General features: G+C 51.3%; 17 protein-coding genes. 13 read left to right on the forward strand and 4 right to left on the reverse strand.

Annotated features, from left to right (window positions below):
- Positions 1 to 859, reverse strand: an 859-nt coding sequence (locus AC5PZ0_RS26560) for a phosphoglucose isomerase-related protein (protein WP_493856063.1), incomplete at its 3' end; no start/stop codon positions are given.
- Between the two features lie 812 nt (positions 860 to 1,671).
- Between AC5PZ0_RS26560 and AC5PZ0_RS26565 the strand changes: the two genes are divergently transcribed.
- The 10 genes from AC5PZ0_RS26565 (at position 1,672) to AC5PZ0_RS26610 (ending at position 11,388) form a co-directional block, all read left to right on the forward strand.
- A complete protein-coding gene (locus AC5PZ0_RS26565) occupies positions 1,672 to 2,463 on the forward strand; it encodes an ABC transporter permease (RefSeq protein WP_085273733.1) in 792 nt (263 codons plus the stop codon).
- 12 nt (positions 2,464 to 2,475) lie between these two features.
- On the forward strand, positions 2,476 to 3,129 hold the full coding sequence (locus AC5PZ0_RS26570) for an ABC transporter ATP-binding protein (RefSeq protein WP_085273734.1): 654 nt from the start codon (positions 2,476 to 2,478) through the stop codon (positions 3,127 to 3,129).
- 46 nt (positions 3,130 to 3,175) lie between these two features.
- A complete protein-coding gene (locus AC5PZ0_RS26575) occupies positions 3,176 to 4,282 on the forward strand; it encodes a KpsE/RkpR family capsule polysaccharide export protein (RefSeq protein ID WP_085273735.1) in 1,107 nt (368 codons plus the stop codon).
- Positions 4,275 to 5,360, forward strand: coding sequence for a polysaccharide biosynthesis/export family protein (locus AC5PZ0_RS26580; protein ID WP_085273736.1), 1,086 nt, complete (start codon positions 4,275 to 4,277; stop codon positions 5,358 to 5,360). The genes AC5PZ0_RS26575 and AC5PZ0_RS26580 overlap by 8 nt, the downstream gene beginning before the upstream one ends.
- Before the next feature lie 130 nt (positions 5,361 to 5,490).
- On the forward strand, positions 5,491 to 6,483 hold the full coding sequence (locus tag AC5PZ0_RS26585) for a galactosyltransferase-related protein (RefSeq protein ID WP_454242344.1): 993 nt from the start codon (positions 5,491 to 5,493) through the stop codon (positions 6,481 to 6,483).
- Positions 6,476 to 8,005: a stealth conserved region 3 domain-containing protein gene (locus tag AC5PZ0_RS26590; protein WP_454242345.1), complete on the forward strand. Its 1,530-nt coding sequence runs from the start codon at positions 6,476 to 6,478 to the stop codon at positions 8,003 to 8,005. Before AC5PZ0_RS26585 ends, AC5PZ0_RS26590 begins: the two co-directional genes overlap by 8 nt.
- Positions 8,006 to 8,040: 35 nt before the next feature.
- Positions 8,041 to 8,814 (forward strand): acyltransferase, encoded by a 774-nt coding sequence (locus AC5PZ0_RS26595; RefSeq protein WP_493856064.1) that lies wholly within the window; start codon positions 8,041 to 8,043, stop codon positions 8,812 to 8,814.
- Between the two features lie 59 nt (positions 8,815 to 8,873).
- Positions 8,874 to 9,293 carry a glycerol-3-phosphate cytidylyltransferase gene (gene tagD, locus AC5PZ0_RS26600; RefSeq protein WP_493856065.1) on the forward strand — a complete coding sequence of 140 codons (420 nt, stop codon included), beginning with the start codon at positions 8,874 to 8,876 and terminating at the stop codon, positions 9,291 to 9,293.
- A gap of 11 nt (positions 9,294 to 9,304) precedes the next feature.
- Positions 9,305 to 10,309, forward strand: a complete 1,005-nt coding sequence (locus tag AC5PZ0_RS26605; RefSeq protein WP_186679446.1) for a CDP-glycerol glycerophosphotransferase family protein — start codon at positions 9,305 to 9,307, stop codon at positions 10,307 to 10,309.
- Between the two features lie 275 nt (positions 10,310 to 10,584).
- Positions 10,585 to 11,388 carry a CatB-related O-acetyltransferase gene (locus AC5PZ0_RS26610; protein WP_493856066.1) on the forward strand — a complete coding sequence of 268 codons (804 nt, stop codon included), beginning with the start codon at positions 10,585 to 10,587 and terminating at the stop codon, positions 11,386 to 11,388.
- A 93-nt stretch (positions 11,389 to 11,481) separates the two neighbouring features.
- Here AC5PZ0_RS26610 and AC5PZ0_RS26615 read toward each other — a convergent pair whose 3' ends face one another.
- Entirely contained in the window at positions 11,482 to 16,221 is a 4,740-nt protein-coding gene (locus tag AC5PZ0_RS26615; RefSeq protein ID WP_493856067.1) for a CDP-glycerol glycerophosphotransferase family protein, read from the reverse strand.
- A gap of 276 nt (positions 16,222 to 16,497) precedes the next feature.
- On the opposite strand from AC5PZ0_RS26615, the gene AC5PZ0_RS26620 reads away from it, so the two are divergent.
- Positions 16,498 to 17,295, forward strand: coding sequence for a S1/P1 nuclease (locus tag AC5PZ0_RS26620; RefSeq protein WP_493856068.1), 798 nt, complete (start codon positions 16,498 to 16,500; stop codon positions 17,293 to 17,295).
- Between the two features lie 59 nt (positions 17,296 to 17,354).
- Positions 17,355 to 18,194 carry a UTP--glucose-1-phosphate uridylyltransferase GalU gene (galU, locus tag AC5PZ0_RS26625; RefSeq protein WP_085273745.1) on the forward strand — a complete coding sequence of 280 codons (840 nt, stop codon included), beginning with the start codon at positions 17,355 to 17,357 and terminating at the stop codon, positions 18,192 to 18,194.
- Positions 18,195 to 18,255: 61 nt separating this feature from the next.
- On the opposite strand, the gene AC5PZ0_RS26630 is transcribed toward galU, so the two are convergent.
- Together AC5PZ0_RS26630 and AC5PZ0_RS26635 are read right to left on the reverse strand one after the other, a co-directional pair.
- The gene (locus AC5PZ0_RS26630; RefSeq protein WP_493856069.1) at positions 18,256 to 19,272 is read right to left on the reverse strand and encodes an XcbB/CpsF family capsular polysaccharide biosynthesis protein; all 1,017 of its coding nucleotides are present in this window, start codon (positions 19,270 to 19,272) and stop codon (positions 18,256 to 18,258) included.
- Positions 19,273 to 19,652: 380 nt separating this feature from the next.
- Positions 19,653 to 20,588: a KpsF/GutQ family sugar-phosphate isomerase gene (locus tag AC5PZ0_RS26635; RefSeq protein WP_085273747.1), complete on the reverse strand. Its 936-nt coding sequence runs from the start codon at positions 20,586 to 20,588 to the stop codon at positions 19,653 to 19,655.
- 282 nt (positions 20,589 to 20,870) lie between these two features.
- Between AC5PZ0_RS26635 and AC5PZ0_RS26640 the strand changes: the two genes are divergently transcribed.
- Positions 20,871 to 21,911, forward strand: coding sequence for a phosphotransferase (locus AC5PZ0_RS26640; RefSeq protein ID WP_454242350.1), 1,041 nt, complete (start codon positions 20,871 to 20,873; stop codon positions 21,909 to 21,911).
- Positions 21,912 to 21,993: the final 82 nt, after the last annotated feature.

The following is a 21,993-nucleotide window of genomic DNA, read 5'->3' on the forward strand; positions in this document are numbered from 1 at the left end:
AGGCGATCGGCAGGCCGATGGCCGACCACAGCGAATAGCGCCCACCGACCCAGTCCCACATCGGGAAGATGTTCTCTTCACGGATACCGAAGGCGACGGCGGCGGCCTTGTTGCTGGAGACGGCAATGAAGTGCCGGTACAACTCGGATTCCGCCCCGCCATGGGCCAAGTACCAGGTACGCGCAGCCATGGCGTTCTTCAGCGTTTCGAGGGTGTTGAACGATTTCGACGAAACAATGAACAGGGTGGTTTCGGCGCGCAGGTTGGCCGACAGTTCGTGGAACTCACTGCCGTCGATGTTCGCCAGGTAATGGCAGCGTACGCCGCGTTGTGCGTAGGGCAGCAGCGCTTCAGAGACCAGTTCAGGGCCGAGGAACGAGCCGCCGATGCCGATGTTGACCACGTCGGTGATCGGCTTTTCGCTGTAACCGCGCCACAGACCGTTATGAATGCGTCCGACCAGTTCGGTGATCTGGTTGAGCACTTTGTGCACTTCCGGCATCACGTTGACGCCGTTGACGCTGAGCTTGTCGCCCACCGGGCGGCGCAGGGCGGTGTGCAGCACCGGACGGCCTTCGGAGGCGTTGATGATCTCGCCGCTGAACATCGACTTGATCGCATCCTGCAGGCCGACTTCGTTGGCCAGGTTCACCAGCAGGTCACGGCTTTGCTCGGTGATCAGGTTTTTCGAGTAGTCGAGGAACAGGCCGCAGCTGCTCAGGGAGAACTGATCAAAACGCTTGGCATCGGCGGCGAAGGCTTCGCGCATGCTGAAGTTCTGCATGGCCTCACGGTGGTGCTGAAGCGCCTGCCAGGCAGGGAGGGCCGTCACATCACGGGGGTTACGGTAGTACGGCATTGCGAATGATTTCCTTGATGCATAATCTGTCCATGAACAACAGCCAGCTGCTGCCAATTTCGGCGGGCATTATAGGCACTGTGCTCGCTAGGGGAATGGCTGGCGGGATAAATTGTAAGCTTGGCCGCCATCGTGACATTGACTCTATTAGTCAGCCTCCCTTCAGATCTCAATCGCCCCCAAAAAATGCCGATCTGCCTGTGGAGAGACAGCTGGGACATCGCGCGCCCTATTCAAACCTGACGCAATTGATGCCTTTCGAACAAATCATACAGGCCTCAAAGAACCATCTGAGCCCGTAAGCATCTGAATTCTATAGCCATAATGGATAAATTTTAGCCAGCATTGAGTCCTATTTTGTAGCAATTGTGCTGAGATAACAGTCGATTGAGCAGGTCGCATTGCCAGCGCAATCAGTGGATATCGACGTTATAAGGGCCAAGACGGACCTACCGTGTAAACTGGCACATCCCGAGGTGATATCTTTTTGACATCACTCATAACTATGCAGCGCTTGGGCTACAGCCCCTAATCATCTAGCCCTGCCGACATACGGATCTTGCAGCCAACTATTGAGATGTGCAGAGAGGTGACTGTGTCGCTATCACCACAGATCGAGTGAATCGAGCAGGCTTAAGATTGCAAATTCGCTCAATTTTCTTGACGCTTGCGTCTCATCGAATTACCCTCGCGCACCTTAGAACATGGAAGTATCCGGGAAATCCCCAGCCTACCCGCCAAGGGAATCGGGCCTTTCGTGAAGATGAATTCCGGCGTGCTTAGGCGCGCTGCTTTGCTTTGCGGTAACCATCTTGAAGCCTCGTTCGTCGCTGCAGATTCAGAAATCAGTCATCTTTGCCCTAGTCCTGCGCGAGGCACGAGCCCGCATCGGGGATCGACGCATGGGCGCGGTCTGGATCCTGATCGAGCCAATTTGCCATCTGCTGATTTTCTCACTGCTGTACACCATGATTCGTGGCCGGACGATCTCCGGGGTCGAATATCCCGTTTTCGTGCTGGTGGGCATGGCTCCGTTTTTGCTCTACCGCAACACGGCACTCAGGTTGATGGACAGCCTACGGGAGAACCGATCCCTGTTCGGCTACAAGCAGATCAAACCCCTCGACACCTACATAGCACGCGTAATCGTCGAAGCCTGCATCAGCGGGCTTGTCTACGCCCTTATCGTGTTCGGCTTTGCCTGGTGGGGGTTCGATATGTCTATCAACAACCCACTGATGTGGTTCATGACACTGGCGCTTGGCCTGCTTTTTGCGTTCAGTCTCGGCATGGTATTGGCGCTGATCACGCATGCCTTACCTAGCCTGAAGCTGGTCATACGCATGGTTTTCTTCCCCCTCTATTTCATATCAGGGGTACTCATCCCTGCGGCGTACCTGCCACACGCATTGATGCCGATCCTGCTGCTCAACCCGTTTCTTCACTTGACCGAACTGATTCGCGGCGAGGTACTGCCGCATTACGCAATGGTCGACGGCATCTCAATCGGTTACGTGACTGGCTTCACCCTGGTGCTGTTGTTCATTTCGCTGGGCAGCTACAGGGCACGCAGGCTGCATTTGATTTCCACCAAGAATGGATAAGGCCCGGCTACCGTGTTCGAATTGAGAAACGTCACCAAGTCATATCTGACGCCCAAAGGGCGCCGATATGTCTTTCGGAATCTGTCGCTAGCTATTCCACCTGGGAAGAACATCGGCCTTATCGGCCGTAACGGCGCTGGCAAGTCAACACTCATGCGGCTCCTGGGTGGGGCCGACGTGCCTGACTCGGGCACGATTGTCACCGACAGAAGTATCTCCTGGCCGGTTGGTTTGACGGGTGGGTTCCAAGGCAGTATGTCCGGTAGGGACAACATCAAATTCGTCTGCCGAGTCTATGGCGCAGAAGGCGAAGCAATGCGCGAGAAGATTCGCTTTGTCCAAGAGTTCGCCGAAATTGGCACCTGGATAGACGAACCGATTAAAACATACTCGTCCGGTATGCGCTCTCGCGTTGCCTTTGGCCTAAGCATGGCGTTTGACTTCGATTACTACTTAATCGACGAAGTTATGTCGGTGGGTGACGCTCAGTTCAAACGTAAGTGCAGGAAGATTTTTCGCGAGAAGCTAAAGACCTCCAATGTTGTACTCGTGTCACACTCGATGTCAGAAATCAGCAAACTCTGCGATATCGTTTTGCTCGTGAAAGATGGCGAAATAGAGATTTACGAAGACGTGATCGAAGGCATCAAAGCTTATAGCGCCTAATAATATTTTTTTTGCAAGACTGTTCCATTCAAGGATGCATCACATTATGAGCAGCACGGGTAAATTCAAGGGCTGGGGCCTAGCAATCGCGATGGTCGCCCTACCAATGGTCCTGGCGGTCGTCTACTACGGTGCGTTCGCCGTTGACCGCTTTGTCAGCTCTTCCCAAGTGGTGGTGCGTCAAGACGGCAATAACCAGGCAGCGCAGGTCCCAGGTCTCGCGACTCTTTTGACCGGGACCAACCCGGCGTCGCGAGAGGAAACGCTTTACCTTCGTGAGTACATAACGTCGACAGACATGATGTTGCTACTGGAAGAGCGCGTGCACTGGATTGAACAGTATGCCGCCCAGCGCAGCGACATTTTCTTCTGGCTGGATGAGAATGCCGAACGTGAAGACCTGCTCAAGTACTACCAGCGCATGGTTTCAGCCCACTACGACGAAACGACTGGCCTGCTGCGCGTAGAAGTCCAGGCCTTCACGCCTGAGCTTTCCGAGAAGATGCTTCGCACCATCCTGCAAGCCAGCGAACACTTCGTCAACGAAGTCAGCCATAAGATTGCACGCGAACAAATGAAGTTCGCCCAAGGCGAACTGGAAACCGCACGGCTGAACTACGCCAAGCGCAAAACTCAACTGCTGACGTTCCAAAACGAGAACAAGGTTCTTGACGGCGGCACCACAGCCCAAAGTCGGGCAACTATCATTGCCGACCTCGAGAGCCAATACACGAAGGAGCAGGCCCTCCTTACCGAGATGACCTTCAAACTGCGCAATGATGCCCCTCAGGTCAGGCAGCAGCGTCAGAAGGTTGAATCGATTACTCAACAGCTGAGTAAAGAAAAACGCCTTTTGGTCTCCTCCCCACAAGGTACACAGTTGAACGTGGTGGCCTCGCGCTTCCAACAACTGACGCTGGATGCCGGGATCGCTGAAGAAAGCTACAAGACTGCTGTTGCCGCTGTTGACAACGCCCGCATCGAAGCTAGTAAGAAAATTCGGACGCTAGTAACAGTTGTTAGCCCAAACACCCCACAACTCGCCCTGTACCCAGAACGTTGGTACAACCTGGCGACCATTTTGCTTGGCCTGTTGATGCTCTACGGCATCACCCGCTTCATTCTGGCTTCGATCGAGGATCATCGTGATTAAATCCCTGGCTGTCTCTCGCACCTTCAACCTGAAGCTGGCAGCACTGGCCCTGGCAAGCCTGAGCCTGGCCGGTTGCGGCGGTACGATTTCCGGCGCAGGCCCTTACAAAGGCGCGATCGAAAGTAAAACCGAGGCCTACACCCTCGTCGACATTGACGCGAAGACCATCGCGCCCTACATGCGAGGTGCTGTTCCACCGGTGCTGGCAACGGTCACCAAGCCCGTGCCGCCGGAAGTACGGCTAATGGCAGGTGACACACTCAATGTATTGATCGCTGACACCGCACCGGAAGGTTCGTCTCTGTTCGCCCCGCTGGCTACGGGTGGCACACAGCTCAAGTCTCGTATTGACTCTGAAGGGAAGCTATCTCTCCCTTATGTGGGCCGCCAATTCGTCGCCGGCATGACATTGAATCAAGTTGAAAACATGATCCATCGTCAATTGAAAGGCATTACTACAGACGTGCAGACTCACGTCGAGCTGGTAGGTGACCTGTCGGGCTCGGTACTGGTTGCTGGCGCGGTTAAAACCCCAGGACGTTTCAGCACCCTCCAGGGTCCGCTGACCCTGCTCGACGCTGTCAACCAGGCGGGAGGCCCGGTACTCGAGCCTCACTTGGTTAACGTGACTGTGCGCAACGGCAGCCAAGTCCAACAGTTCAACTATGAAGAAGTTTTGGCAGGCAACAACATGGTTTTGCGCCCGAACTCTGAAGTAGTGCTTGACAGGGCACGACAGCGCTTCGTCGCCATGGGCGCTGTAACATCGCCAGGGCTGAAAGACTTGCCCGACCGCAATACTAGCCTCCTCGATGCATTGGGCAGCGTAGGTGGCCTGCGAGAAGGCAGCGCCAACGCAGAAGGCGTCTTCGTCTTCCGCATGGAGGCTGGCAAACCGAAACCTGTCGTCCTGCGCCTGAACATGCGAGACCCTGCGGCCATTTTCTATGCCCGCCAGGTGATGGTTAAACCAGACGATACGATCTACGTAACAAACGCAGCCGTGTATGAGTGGCAAAAAGTCATCTCCCCGATCGTGCAAACCATGGTTCTGGGACGCGCGACTGGTGTGAATTGATAGCTGGCGTAAACATGCCCGGGCAGCCGGGCATGATTACGCGCAGCGAGTCAGATGGACCACCTCATCGTCACCGACTCTTGAATACACCGGCATAACCGTCAGTCCTGAGTAAACAGCAACCTGAACGATGAATGACATCTCGATTATCGTACCTCTCGACTTATCACAACGTCCGCTGGATATTCTGCGAAAAGCAGTCCGGATGTCGGACGCTGCCGAGAGCGCGCGCATACCTCTGATTTTCTCGCTCAACGATCAGAACAGCCTCAATGACCGGCGCCTCAAAAAAAGCCTAGAGAACAACCGCTATACTACGCTGCTGGCCAAAAAGCACTATACAGGTTCAGTGAACCCATCTTTGCTCCGAAACAGAGCATTCGAAGTAGTGAACACTGAGCTGATTGCCTTACTAGACGTCGACATTTGGCCCGACTTTTCCCTCTTGGAAAAATACAGGGACCTTATAGCCGCTAGGCATTCCCCGTTCTATTTCCTCCCCTGCATGTATCTGACGGCCAAAGGGTCGAAAGACCTTTGCAAGGGGAAAACAACCCCAGCTTTACTGAAAGAAAAATACTTCTCGTTTTCTCGAAAAGAATTCCTGCACCTGGCGAACCCCTCGTCCGTCACTTTGATGAAAAGTGATGACTACGCTGCCATCGGCCAGTTCAACGAATCCTACAGCGGGCATGGTTACGAAGACTTCGACTTCATGATGCGTTTGGCGCAGCATTATGGATCATTGCAGCCCTGCAGAGAAATGATGTCTAACAGGAGTGCGCGCTCGCCATTGTTCACCTCGGGGTTCAGGCGCGCGCTAGGCCGCCTTTCTCTTGATGCTCTATTAAACAAAGATTTTGTTTTCCATCTTTATCATGAACGACCCAATGTAATCGCGCACAAAGAGAGACGGGAATCTAATTACTCAAGATTCGTGGAAACTCACAACAGGAACTGGGGCGACGACATTTCCAAAAGCCTATTGGAAGAATTTATCGAAGCCTGTCGCCTGTCTGATCGAAGCGTCGACGACTACTCAGCGCTTTTCGAGAACAAACCAGGCCACATAGACAGATTCGATACTTTCAAGCGACGTTTGAGATTTTTATTAAATGAATAAAAAGCCAGTGAAGTACAAAAAAATACGGAAATTTCTTCGTGACCCAAACATGTTTTTCTATGACATGTTTCGTAAACGTGTCTTCAAGGATGCTCCACCTGCAGCTATCACCAAGACCGAAGCAAAACCTCAGACGGTGACACGCAGTGTCGACCTTTTAGAGGTGAATCGCCTGGGGCTGCCGGAGTACATTCGCAAGTATCTCAATGCTGGAATAGGCGCCGAGGACGGCGTCAACCCTAACAGCTTGGTACTGTGGAGCGGGTATCTCAACGGCTTGATCAGCTTCATCGCCGGACTAAAAGAATCCACACCGACCAATGTAACAATCTACACCCTGGGCGGTGGATTCAATCTAGCCTCGCGTGCAGATGACCGCTTTGATGTGAAAGCAGTCTGTTCAGCGCTAGCGCAACGTCCAGATTTTGTCGTCGAACTGTGCAATATCCTTGGCGAGACCCATGTTCTGCACTTCTACCTCTACGACCTCGCCGCTACGGGTGAAGCCACCATGCGCTCGGGCCGGGCATGGCAGCGCCGCTTCCCAATAGATATGTTTGAAGAAATCTACGCCCCCAAAGCCAAGCGCGTGGATTATCAGACCATCGACGCGGTTTACACCTGGGTAAACCACACAGACGAAAACTGGCAAACCTTATGGACAGAGTCCTTCCCGGAAGAAGGCTTCGATCCAGACCGCTATACCAATAACGACGAGCTCCGCTATTCGCTACGCTCGCTGAATAAGTACGCACCTTGGTTGAACAAGATCTATGTTGTCTCTAACTGCCAGAAACCAGAATGGCTGCGCGATGACAAAAAGGTAGTATGGGTTGATCACAACGAGATCTTCCCAGATACCGATGTGCTTCCGAACTTCAACTCGCACGCCATCGAAGCCTGCCTGCATCGGATACCAGGACTTAGCGAAAACTTCATCTACCTAAACGATGATTTTGTCCTAGGCCAGCCGTGCCTGCCGACTGATTTCTTCGATGAGATCGGGCGCTCACTTGCCTACTTCGAACCTTACGGAATGGCCGGTGACGCAATCAACGAAGAGACACCAGACTATTTGGTCGCTGCTAGCAACTCACGCAAGTTGCTACGGACTGTTTTCCCGAGTTACGAAGCCAAAAACCTCCATCGGCATGTACCCTACTGCTTGAAAAAGTCGGTATTAGAAAAGATCGAAGGGCTATTCCCAGAAGTCTTCACCTTGACACGATCGGCCAAACGCCGTAGTCCGGATGATATCAACCTAACGTCATTCCTCTATCACCACTTTGCCTACGCATCGGGCCTGGCGGTCAAGGCAGATGCTCCAGGTATCATCATTCGCCCCACCAATATCTCCCGAGTGGTCAACAAAGAGCGCTTCAAGTACAAGCTCATTTGCTTTAACGATGGCAATGGCAGCGCAGAAGACACCACCTATAAGAATCAGACTCAGATTTTCTTCGATCAGCGTCTATTCCAAAGCGCCCCGTGGGAGCGTCACAGCCCCGCACCTAGTGCGTAAGCTTGCCTAGACGACCAGGATCAAGGAAAAATCCAGTGATTGAGAAGCTATTTAAATCAATGTTTCCCGAAACCAGCATCGATACGATGCTGGACGTAGAGACACGCACACTCCCGATCAAGGAGTATGCCCTGAGCGAGTTGGCGGCCAAGCAGATACTGCCGGACTTCTTCGAGCCGAACTGCAAGCTATTCACCACAGCCAAGATCTACAACGATATTCTCCAGCGAAAGAAGAATGTCGAAATCAAGTTCTTGGGAAAGAAGAAAGTTGTCAACTGCACACTCGTCATCCTCAGTGACACCGCCCAGATCCGGGTGATGTTCCGTCAGAGCCACGCAAAGGTATTCATTGGGGCGAAATGCGAAGGAAAGTTTGACATTCGCCTTAACAACCTCAAGCCGTCAATTTGCGTGGGCGATGCTGTTACCTCACGGGGTATGCACATCGCTGTGCATGGCACCGGTATCAGTATTGGCAAGCAATGCCTGATTGGTGAAGATGTCGTGATACAAGGCCATGATGCCCATGGCATCGTCGATATCGACACGCTTGAGCTGATCAACTCTGAAGACGCTCAGACCATCATTGAACCACGCGTCTGGCTTGGCAAGCGCGTCATCGTTCTGCCGGGCAATAGAATCTGCCAAGGTGCGATAATAGGCGCGGCATCCGTGGTCACGAAAGATGTACCCGCGTGCACACTCGCGGTCGGCATCCCGGCAAAAGTCATCAAGCACGGGGTAACGTGGTCTCGATCACGTTACAAAGTCGATGAGGAATGTAAAGACTTTATCAACAGTCTTTGAAGCACTTCGTCCATTAACCATTCGATAACATTTTATCGACTCATAATCAGGAAGATCACATGAGCACTCGTGCTAAAACCGTAATCACCTACGGCACCTTTGACTTGTTCCATGTCGGCCACGTTCGCTTGCTCGAGCGCGCACGCTCCCTGGGCGACCGCTTGATTGTGGCCGTCTCCGAGGACAGCTTCAACGAAGGCAAAGGCAAAAAATCGTACTCTAGTTACGCCGACAGAAGCCAACTCGTAGCAGCCTGCCGTCACGTAGACCTCGTCATCCCCGAACTCACTTGGGAGCAGAAGCGAGAAGACATCATCGCGCATAATGTTGACATTTTTGTGATTGGGGATGATTGGCAGGGCAAGTTCGACTTCCTTAACGACATTTGCGAAGTCGTATATCTGTCTCGCACTCCGGAGATCTCCAGCAGCTTGATCAAATCTCACCTGAAAAACCCAGCGACCCCTGCGGTCGCCTGAGGTCGGATGCGATGAGTGACCGCAAACAGGTTCATTACACCTACGTTGCCAGCGAAAATCTCCGCTTGCTGGAGCAGGAATTTGCTGCGGGCATCGACGCACAGCTGCCCGACTGGGAATCAACGCAAGCGCCCGTGGTCACACGGGCAGGCGCGGTGAACGTAACGTTTTTCATTTATCGACGTGCACACGTCATGATGTCTCATGGCCTTGCCGATAAGAATTACCTGACCCGACGCGACCCTCAACGGGGCTTTGAGATCAACAAGTATCGAACGGTCTGCGTGCCGGGTGATTGGCTCAAGCGTAAGTTGCTCACAACCCGTGGCGTGGAATTGTCGGCTAATCAGATTAAGGTCGTAGGTTGGCCACGAATCGATACGCTGCTGGCTGCCCAGCGTAAGTACTTGTCAGAACGAACGCTGGCGGAGAAGCTCGGAAAACTCTCCCCCTTCCGCAAGATTAAGGTCTTGTGGGCGCCGACGCATAACGCTGAAAGCAAAGCTGGCGTGATTTCCAGCTATCCGGGCATTCTTCACTACGAAGATAGATTGCGTACGCTCTTCGATTACGATGTCTCGCTCCATCCAAACCTACGAGAGTCCAAAAAACCGACTTTTGAAAAGCTCATCGAAGCGGATGTTGTTATCGCCGATCGTGGCACACTTGTTTATGAAGCGTGGGCGCTGGGTAAACCTGTAATCTTCCCGTCTTGGCTTATTGGTGAAGGCAACCTGTATGACGATCTCGGCTCGGCGGAAAGCCATATATTCCATGAGCGTCTAGGACTGCATGCCAACAGCTTTGATGAGATGGTGGACATGATCCGCCAGGTCACCTGCCCAGATGCACGCACTCTACAGTTTATGGAGTCTTACTTACCCCGGCGCACACTCGGCTCATCCTACAAGCTAATTGCGGAAGCGGTAGACGAGGTCTGGGAATCCGGCAATCTCAGGATCGCAAAAAAAGTTCTTGCACCGAGCCGCGGCACGCCTCCCTTGGTCGCTGTTTAAAGTACTTAATGCCCCACCTGTGAACAGGCGGGGCATTAAGTTTGTGTTGCCCACTGGGTGACCATGCTGCACTCTTTAAGCGCTTTGAATTTGCTCCTTATAGGCTTGGGACTTTGAGAACTCCGTGCGGAGGCTTCTCTAGCTCTAAGAAGAATAATTGACATAGTTATAAAGGCACTCGATCATCGGGCGACCTCTACGCTCGGCTACGCTGGCCGGGCCCCACACCGCGCCACGTTGCCACTTGCCGGCGCGCAGCATGAGTAGGAAGTAAAATGATAATAACTCAAGCCCTGGCACAAGAGTTTTGGAATAACCGTATTCTTTTCAAACTCAACTCTCCGAAACCGTCGCAGAAAAAGTACGGCTGGCTGACCCTTGACCAACCGATTCCTTCTTGGCGGGCAGTGACAATAGAGAGCCACTCAGCTCTTTACAAAGGCTCATACAGAGGCAGCATAGGAGGAGGCAAGTACTCCGGCCTGTGCTCCATCGGTTCACTCTCATACTCATATTCAGCCCTGGCTGAATCAATGACGGTAGGGCGATACTGCTCAATCTCGACTGGCCTCGTCATACTTGACTCTCACCACCCCATGGACCTCGTGACTACTTCTATCATCACGTTTAGGCCTGGTAACGATCTCGTCCGCGACTTCACTAACGAAGAGCAGACAAAGCAGTACAACTGGCACAAATATGACAGAAAGGCCTATCCGCAAATTGGAAATGATGTGTGGATTGGTCGCGATGTAACATTGAGGATGGGTATAACCATCGGCGACGGGGCCGTGATAGCCGCAGGTGCACTGGTTACAAAGGACGTCCCCCCCTACGCGGTTGTGGGTGGTAATCCTGCAAAAGTTCTGAAGTATCGGTTCTCGGAGGAAATAATTGCCGAACTGCTCCGACTGCAGTGGTGGAATTACGCCCCCAGCAAGATATGCCAAATAGGCTTTAAAGATGCGGGGAGGTTTTGCACCGAGTTACAGCACTCAATTGACGCGGCAGAGATCGAAGTTTTCAAACCGAAGACATTCACACTGCAACCCAACCCAAACGCTGCGATCAAAAAGTAAAATAAGCCAGCATTAGAAGGGGCACTTAGAATAAGCTCGGCGCCCCTCCCCCCCCCCAAAAAAAACGCCGGGACAAAACCCGGCGTTTTTTCGTTACTGGGCAGCGAGTGCAAAGTCCCCATAAGCGACCGCGTTATATTCGCGAGCATCAAACGGTCGCGGAATAAACTCCCCTTTGATAACTTGTTTAACACCTTCAGCCAAGCCCTCAGGAGTCAACGGGGTGAGTATACCCAAACCGTTCTCCAATACACTGTCAGGGCCAGGGATATCAGTGGAGACACAGGGAACACCCAACGTCATCGCCTCAAGCAAAACTATACCCTGCCCCTCGTAGTCTGAAGACAGCACGTGACACTGCGAAGCCTTCACGAACGGGAAAGGATTGCGCTGAACGCCAAGCAGTACCACTCGATCCTTCAGCTCAAGCTCTTTAATCAGATTTTCCAACTCCGCGTGAAGCGGGCCAGTACCAAGTATATAAAGAGCAACATCATGCCCTTCTTCTACGAGCAACTTGACCATCTCGATAAGTCTTACTTGGTTTTTTTCGGGCCACATGCGCGCCACGTTGACAATCTTGAATCGCGGATCAGATTTAAGCAAATGATAACCAGCGTCATCAGGCTCCAATTCTGCATCAGTGATAATTCGATTTACATCCAAGCCGTTTCTAACGAGATGGAACTGATCAACGATCCCAGGATTTATACCCTTGAAACTATCACGATTGGTTTGCATTGAGCTTTCAGACACATTAAGGAAAGCATCATAGTCTCTATAAAACTCAAAAACTTTTCGCAAATTAGGAAGACGCTTCTCTGACTCCTCCAGCATATCATTATGGAGGTAAATCAAATGACGATTAGCTGGAATAGCCGCCATGAAACCCGCCCAGAATGGGTGATAGCCCTGGTGATCAACACTGATCTCAGCCTCTAGGCCCGCGACCACACGATAGACTTCTTGCTGCATCGCAGATTCGTACACATCGCGCATTGTTTGCGAATAGAAGATACCTTCAGCGTTGAACTTATCAGAGACCCATTGCTGCTCGAGACTCATGGAAGTCCGACCACTTCGGAAGATGACATTCGCCACTTCCTCGAGTTTGCGTATCGCGTCAAACCCAGCCTCCTCCTTACGCAACTCTACTGTATCGAGAAGGAGCACTACATCTTTGCCTTGTGCAGCAAGATTCTGCACTAACGAAATTGCAGAAGTCGCCACACCATTGATAGTACCAAGCGCGGATCGTACAACAATCGGCTTTTTATCGTTACGCGGAGACGCTACTCCCCTTTCTTGGAAGAAAAACTCGACCACTCGCTGAGTCGAACGACCATCTTCAACACCACAGAAGCGCTCATGGAACTCTCGATAGGTTGCATTGACATACAAGCCTGGATCATTCAACGCACTATGAATCAAGCCGCGGAGCTCATCTGTCGTCTGGCATTGTGGCCACGGCAAGTCACTGCGCTCGAAGTACAGCCCGCGCTCGGACTTATACTCATCCCAGTCAGGAATAAAGTGGAGGACAGGACGCTGAAGCGTCATGTAGTCAATAATGATCGACGAATAATCGGAAATCAGAACATCTGCGACGGGCAACAAGGCATTAGTATCAATCGACTGTGGAGCCAGCTTTACTGGCAACTTCATCTCAACGAGCTGCTTTTCGACCAAATGATGGCCTCGGAAAAGCAAAGTGTAATCATCCGAAATAATGCTCTTCAACTGCTCAATCAGCACCTCAGCTTCTAGCTCAGGCGTATTCCAGCTACCGCGATACGTAGGCGCAAACAGGACAACTGGTTTGCGACTTGAAATACCCAAAGTCCGACGAACTTCGTAAAGCTTTTCCTGGTCAATCTTGTAAAGCTGATCATTTCGTGGATAACCACTAATCAACTGAGCGCCGCTCACAATCCGATCAATGCTATGACCTTCAATCTGAGTTAGGCGAGTGTGCTCATTAGGGAAAATCAAATGAGTTGCGTGCAGGAAGTTACGCGCCGTATTGGCACGCGTGTACGGCGGCGTATTCATTGCGCGGCCAAGCGTCTTCAGCGGAGTTCCATGCCAGGTATTCAGGTACTGCTGACCTGGCTTCCGGACAAAGTACTCTGCAAAGGTACCGTTACAAATCAGATACTTACACGAAGCAATCAAACGAAGGTAGAGTGCACTCCCCCGCTTGACAAAGAATACATTCTTTAAATTTCTAAATCTTTGCTCAACTTTAGTAAGATCGTTAATCACCCAGAAATGCTTATGATTGGCATATTCCTCACTAGCGAGAACATGCTCAAAAATTGCAAGCGGGTTACACGCCATTGATGACCCATTATGCACCTCATAGAGGATGCAATCATCCATTACCGGCAGTAGCTCGATATACTCTTTATACGTAGCATGGAAGTTGAGCGTGCTGTCGGTGAGGAACTTGTCTTCATAAGCACTGGTCGGACGCTGGATAATTTTGTACGAACGGAACGCTTCACAAGCTTTGTCAATCGCACCAGAGAGAGCCAACAATCTTCCGAGCTCATAATACAGACCAGCTTCATGCTGATTCGTACGCCAGATAGCCTGCTGGATCGCTTCAGCCGCGGCTGCCAGTTGCCCGACGACTACAAGGGCCTTGCTGTAGGAGATCCAAGTGGCCGGCTGGGTGCAATCTCTCTCCAAACGGCTTTCAATAAACTGAACTTCGGCGAGCTTCGTGTTTAACGAACCTGAAAGAGAGACAAGCTTCTGAACTTGTTCTTCTTGGGCGAAACGCACTGCATTTGCCAAGCTATCTCTTGCCGCGCCGGCCATCCCAAGCTGTAGATTAGCCTCATAAAACTCATACCAAACACTACTCTTCTCCGAGTTGTCGGCCAACTCGGCTTTGATGGTATCGATACGATTTGACATTAGCGATGCTTCATATCGCTTTCTGTCAAAGTCTTGGTGAGCCCCGCTACCCTGCATCGACATAAACAGATTACAGGCCTCGTCTAACCTACCCAACTCCATGAGCAGAATACCAGCCCGATAACGCCACTCGGCAATATTTTTTCCGCCGAGCGTAATCGCGTACTTATACGAAGAAAGGGCTGCTTCGAACTTATTCTGACGCTCCAGAGTAAAGCCAAGTCGGAAATGCGATTCAGCCGATTTCATCCGCAATCCAACGGCATTCCGGAACGAGACTTCAGCGTCAGCCCATAGATAGCATCGTTCCTGGGCACGACCAAGGCGGAAATGCAGATCGAAGTCAAATTTCACCAAGTTCAATTGCTCGGTAAACGAAGCATTTGCTCTGGACCAACGACCAGCGGCGGCATGAAACACGCCTATACCAAACTTACCCGCATTGTGCTTTTTGTCCAGCTCACAGGCTTTTTGATAGGCATTGATAGCAGCAGGCAAGTCAGCCGGCCCCTCATGACATGGTGTTTCATAGCAGTAGCCAAGGCGGTAGTACCACTCCGCAGGCACTGCCTTACTCAGCAAAATAGCATGCTCATAGGCGTTCGCCGCGGAGCGGAAATGCCCCATTTTTTTCTCAGCAACACCCAATCGATGATAAATGTCTGCGCTATTGCGCACTACGCGAACAACAGCTTGCAGTGTGGCAACTACTTGCCACCACTTGTGCTGCCCTTGGTAAGCAAGTGCCAATTTATTATTGAGACTGGCATCCTCAGGATAAACCGAAACCAAGCTCATGAGCGCAGACTCGGCCTGTGCCCACTGATGCTCTTTCAAATATCGCTCAATATCCGCAAGCGTTTTCTCTTCACGCTCTTCCCATTGCGGATCACTTAGGTATTCCAGATGAACACAGATCTTACTGGCGCTATTTGACTCTTCAAAATTGCTCAAATAATCGCGGCAAAAATCTTTGACCTCGGCGCTCACTTCAAGCTTGCTGCCAGCAACTATCAGTTCGAGCAACGCATCAAAACTCTCAGGATGGTAGCCCAGTTTTCGCCGATAGATTTCCGCCTCTGCAGAGTTTGGCGCCTTTTCCAAGATGGCATCCCCGAGGATCCACCGTGGAAAAATCACCGGCTTACCTAGAGCCCACGCCTCATATGCGACCGACGTGTAGTCAGTTATAACAATATCAGCGTCTATCAGCTCACGCGTTACTGGCCGTTTATTGATCTTATTTCGCTGGTCCTCGGAAACGGTTAGCTCGCAGTGATGCCCAAGCTCCTCTAGGTATTGCTGGAGACCCGAGCTAGAGCTCATAGGGTTTCCGGCCGCGTCAAACCAGTTACTGTGAATCGGGGCAAAAAGAACACGGGGAGTCGTTCTCTCACCCGTCTCGCCGGCTTGCTCAGCCAGCGATCTTAGATAGTCAATCCTAGGAGACCCCACAACCAAAACATCTGTGGCCTTTAAGCCGAGCCTTTTGTCGCCCAGCAGACTGCGCGCCATCCACTGCCCTGGAACAAGAATTTTCTTAAAGTTGCTAAGGGCTGACTTACCATCAGCTTGGATTTGATTGAGGTGCTGTCGGTCCGCCAGATCGAACATCAGGAAAACGTCAGCAGGAATGCCTGCAAACAACGAAACGGTCAGGCACGCGCCATCCTCAGCCTGCAAACCGTCTGGCAAGGCCTCTTGTAGAACCCCTTCTAGAGCTTCTGGTAGAGCCTCGAACCATTCGACCTGACGGCCGCCTGTCGACTTGATCTGGGAAAAAATTTGCGTACGGAGAAGCTTCAGATTATCCGAATCATGCCCCAGCAGTTGAACCTTTCTCTTCCCGCTCACACGAAGAACTTCAGACAGCCGCAACGAATCGTCGACACTCACAACTTCAGTCATCCCAAACCCTTTTAAAATGCTTAAATCCATGAATCCAATATCAGAAGAATCTAATTATCGCCTGCTATCCATTTCTACTAAACGCTCCAACCCGATGAAACGGCGAAAACTAAAAGCCCTGAAATTTTCAAAACGTGATGTCCTTCTCATTCGGACTTGCTTCATCTTCGATGAATGATACCCTAGCCACGCAATGAATTAAACAGGAAAGGATAATGTGCGTCAATTTAATGGCGCCTGCTTATTGACTTTTCTGGGCAGCCCAAAGGAGGCCAAATGCTCAATCGATTTAAAATAGCCCTTATCGCACTCCTCTCCATGGCCTATTGCCAGCATTCGTTCGGTTGGGGTGTCGAAGGACACAAAGTCGTGGCCCTAATTGCCGAGCAACAACTCACCCCGGAAGCCAGGGCCGGCATTGATATCATCATGCATCGAGATGCCAATGGCAAAATATCCGACATTGCATCATGGGCCGACAAAATTCGCGGTAAAGAGCCTGGCCCTCAGATCAGCCACGTTGTTAAAATCCCATTCAAAGCTACAAGTTACTCGGCTAAACGCGACTGTTCTGGGAAGTACAAATGTGTTGTCTATGGCATCCTGAAAGCCGAGAGCGAATTAAAGGATGGCAGACACGAAGACTCCGACCCCATAGAGCAACAGCGCGCTCTGAAGTTTCTCGTCCACTACATTGGAGACGTTCACCAACCTTTGCATGGGATACAAGAAACCGGCGCGATGCGCACCCAGCCCAGCCGACAGAAATGGGAACTCCACAAAGTTTGGGATACCATCATCATACGAAGCTCTAAGCAGAGCCCCGAGTCCATAGCTAAACGACTACTTGCCAAACACAAAACCGTGCAACAAGGCACTCCAGAACAATGGGCAATGGAGAGCCATGACATTGCCAAACGCATAATATATGGAGATAACTATGCTTTAGCTAAATCTAGACGCCCCATTTCCTTGGATAAGGATTACTACAAGGAAAGTATGGAAATCGTTGACGAGCGACTATTGGCCGCTGGCCTGCGGCTCGGCAACGTACTGAATGATATTTTCAAATGATTCACTCTACCGAAAACTCTAGTCATTGAGATTTCGCGCCACTCAATTTAAGGTTACTCATGATCAAGAAATGCTTATTTCCGGCCGCTGGTTACGGCACTCGTTTTTTGCCAGCCACCAAAGCAATGCCTAAGGAAATGCTGCCGGTTGTAAACAAACCTCTCATCCAGTACGGCGTGGAAGAAGCACTGGACGCTGGCTTAAGCGAAATTTCCATTGTCACTGGCCGCGGCAAGCGTGCCCTTGAGGACCATTTCGACATCAGCTATGAGCTGGAAAATCAAATCAAGGGTACCGATAAGGAAAAATACCTGGTAGGTATCCGTCGGCTGCTTTCGGAGTGCAGCTTCTCGTACACTCGCCAGACTGAGATGAAGGGCTTAGGCCATGCAATCTTGACAGGCCGCCCCCTGATCGGTGATGAGCCATTCGCCGTCGTGCTGGCAGATGACCTGTGCGTCAACCCTGAAGGTGATGGTGTTTTAACGCAAATGGTTAAACTGTACAAACAGTTCCGCTGCTCAATCGTTGCGATTCAGGAAGTCGACCCGCAAGAGACCCATAAATACGGAGTTATTGCTGGCGATATGATCCGTGACGATATCTTCCGCGTCACCAATATGGTCGAAAAACCGAAACCGGAGGACGCACCGTCCAACCTAGCGATTATCGGACGCTACATACTCACTCCAGACATCTTCGACATCATCGCAGATACTGAACCTGGAAAAGGGGGCGAAATTCAGATTACTGACGCCCTGATGAAACAGGCACGAAACGGTTGCGTAATCGCTTACAAGTTCAAGGGCAAACGCTTCGACTGCGGGGGCGCAGAGGGGTACATTGACGCAACAAACTTCTGCTTCGAGAACTACTACAAAGCAGGCAAGGCCTACTAAATAGAACAGGGCCATCACCGATGGCCCCACCCCATGCAATGAACGCAGTCGCCAATAGGCGTTAAACAACCTCGATATTATAAGTGTCTGGCTTAAGATGATACATGGACATATTGATTAGCATTACAGCAATATTCACAGTCTGCACGCCCACATCAGGATGGTCATTAATCAAAGGGTTCAACGAGTTCAAATAATTGAACTGCCTTCCCAGCTTTGACTCACGAACAATACTACCAATGTAACTGTACTGCGGCGAACGAGCTGAATAGATAATCGAAATCTTCTGCTTCAACAGCCTGTCCGACTCAAGAATCCTTGAGAACGTTTGTTGTTTAGTTTCTGGAAAAGTGCCCTGCGTAAAATGTGAGTCAGCAAAAACTCTCTCATAATACTCATCTGAGACTATTGGATCTACAACAACCGCATTAAACCCGCCTGTGACGCCATGATATAGCGCAGCGGTTCCGCCCTTGGACGCTCCGTACAACGTCACGTTTTCCGCAGAGACCCTCAGATCATCACTCACCTTGTGAATCAAGGCCGTCACACGATCACCGAACGTCCGATCCGAATTATTATTCAGATAGAAGCTTCCCACCACAGATCCAACATCAGCAATTCGCAAAACAGCGGCATCAGCTGGAATATACTTAGCAATAGATTTAAAATTAAAGGTAAACATCCTCATCAGGCTAGACATAAATATGTCCTCACCAATGGAGGAAAAAACAACCAAAAGCTTAGAAACCGCTGGATTTGCCGGAAGATCGACCTGATAAACCAGACCGTCTGAGGTTAGAAAGTCACCTTCCTTTACTCGATGCCAGAAATTAGCGATTTCGCTATTCCTAACAAATTTGGAAACATGCTCTTCCGATTTATAAAGACTAAAACCCGCATTGGCGAGTGCAACTACCAACTCTTTAGCGCCAGGGTCTTTTCGACTTACATGTAGTAGGTTATCACAGGAAGGATAGGCCGAATGATCAACCATAAAGTAGTTGTATGCACCAATATCCGACAATGCATCACTCACATTACAGCCTAGTACAACTTTTTTTGATTTCACCGCCATACCAAACCCAAACCTCGAAGCCCGCAAAGCTACGAGTATCAGGGCGTACCTAGCTCAAGTCAAGGGCACCCCCTCGACTGGACATTAAAAGTCCTCACAGTCATCCAAATGCAATAACCACCCAAGGCTGGAGCAGAGAAAAACCATTGCGATCGCGAATAAGGCAACAAGAAACATTATCCTGACCCTCCGAATATCGACACTGTAAGATCTATAGTCATCACTGAGCTGAATTGATCATAGAGCACCGAATATTTCAGTTTATGTATCAGGCAAGCACTGTTTCCAAAAAATCAGGGTCAACCGCAATGTTACAGCTCACAACCATTGACGAAAGGCGCGCTCGAACACGCTGAAACACGCCCTTTGATGCCTCGGGATCAGTCAAAAATCTCCACAATCCCGCTCACTTCGCCCGTCAAAGCATCTCTCACCGCCAACGCGCGGATCTTGTTTTCATGCATGTATCCTTCAGCCTCAGATATCAACGCATCAGAGGCAATCTCGTGTGGAGTAGCCGTCATGAACGCCGAAACCTTCTCCCCTACCACCCCCGGGTTATCTAGCAAAGCGCGGCGCAGGTCTCCGTCAGTGACGATCCCTACCAGACGCCCTTCGTCACTCACCAACGTGAGGCCAAGGCGGCCCTGCGTCATCATCAGCAGACAGTCATGGAAGCTGGTGGACGGACTGACGAAGGGCGCCGGGCTGTGCATAACATCTGACACACGAGTCAAGAGCTTTCTGCCCAAGCTACCGCCAGGGTGATAACGAGCAAAGTCCATCGGTTTGAACTGGATGGCCTCGATCAATGCAACTGCCAATGCATCCCCCATGGCCATGGTGGCGATGGTGGAAGTGGTGGGTGCAAGGTTGTTCGGACATACTTCTCGCTCGACAGAGATATCCAGCCAGATGTCAGCATGCCGAGCTAGTGTTGACTGCCCATTGCCAGTCATTGCAATAAATTTGTTACCAAAAGACTTCAGACTAGGAATCAGCTTAATTAATTCTTCGGTCTCGCCGCTGTAGCTAATCAGGATAAGCACATCGACTGGCTTGAGCATTCCCAAATCGCCATGGAAGGCCTCAGCCGGATGAAGGAAGAAACTGGGCGTCCCGGTAGACGCGAAGGTGGCTACCATCTTCTGACCGATAAGCCCGGACTTGCCCATACCGCAGACGACCGTACGCCCTTTACAGGCAAGAATGAGGTCGACAGCACTCTGAAACTCCCCGTCGATTCGGTCAGCCAGCTGACTGACAGCCTGGGCTTGAGCGATGAGGGCTTCTTTGGCAATGGTGAGATGATTCATGTCCGTCCCTGAATGCTGCAGGTTTGCAAGGGCACGAATATTAAGGGGTTTGCAACATTAAGCAAAGATAAGCTCTCCTGAACGATCCGGAATCAGACTACTGGGCTTCAGGCTTCATCCTACGCCCTCTTCGCCCAAAAATCAGGCATTCAGACTAGCCTTGTGCCATCAAGCGATTGACTGCGCTGCGAAACTTTTCGTTGTGCGTGGTTCTCTTATGACGCAGCATACCGCCCCCTCAAAAATACAGGTCGGACCGCCGGCTATACCTGACTACAGCTAATGACTGCCCCTACCCAGCCCTCTGCCCAACATAAGACCTTCTTCCGCTGGCAGCGAGCTTCACTCGAGCACCATATCCACACCTTGATGCCCCAGTGGGGCGGGCTCCCCCTGACAATTCACAGCCGCGACCTGGAGTCGAATGCCTCATTCGTCAACTATGTTCGGTTCCATCGCCTGATTGACCCCATCACCGGCAAACCGATGGATGTAGTGGAGAAATCGATACGCAAGGTGGCATTCATTGGCAGTCAGGAAGCACGATTCCACCGCGCTGAGGGGATGCTCCAAGGCAGCGTCTATTTCCGCTATCCGCCCTGCCTAGGCGTGATCGAGACACCATGGGAAAGCCTGATCTTCACTCGCTACATTCGAGGGCGCCCTCCCCGTATGCAATCCATCGGCCGCCATTTGGGGCGAGGCATCGCCGAGCAAGAGGAACGAAGTAGCGCCTACATCGAGGCAATGCCACGAAATCAGACCCTGCTCTTATGGAGCATGGACTTTTTCCGTCCTTGGTTCCTCTTGCGCCCACGTTTCAACTTCGCACGTTGCCTGCCTGAGCTAGAGCGTTTGGCTCGCGAAGACTCCCGATTTACCGGGCTGGCGCAGCGCCTCAGAGCATTTGCCCCCGTAATTCGCACGCTGGCATCTCAGGCAAGGCGCAGCCCCCGATGCATAAGCCACATGGACTATTTGCGCAAAAACCTGTTCATACGCAAGCGTCGCCTTTATCTCATCGATTGGAGTGAGGCCAAAATTGGAAGGATCGGGTTCGACGGCGGCGCCTATCTAGGTAGCCTATTCCGACGTAAGGAGATGTCAGAGTTCCTTTTAGCTCAAGCCCAATTCGAAAAAGCCTACCGCGAAGCGCTGGCTCCCCACTTCGACCAGGAAGACGCATTACGCAACCAGCGCTATGTCTTCTTGCAGACAGCGCTTTACCACTGCCTGCGCCCAGAAACCATCAAGGAATACCAAGAGCAGAATCGCATGCCGCTGCTGCTAGAAAAATACGAGTACCTGCTGACTCTGCTGTGAACAGATATCATTTTGATGTCATCCGTGGGGAACAGTAGGAATCTTCGGGTTTCATCGGAAATTTTCGGCTTGGGTCATCCTA

The sequence above is a fragment of the Pseudomonas sp. 5.2 genome, assembly GCF_059025405.1.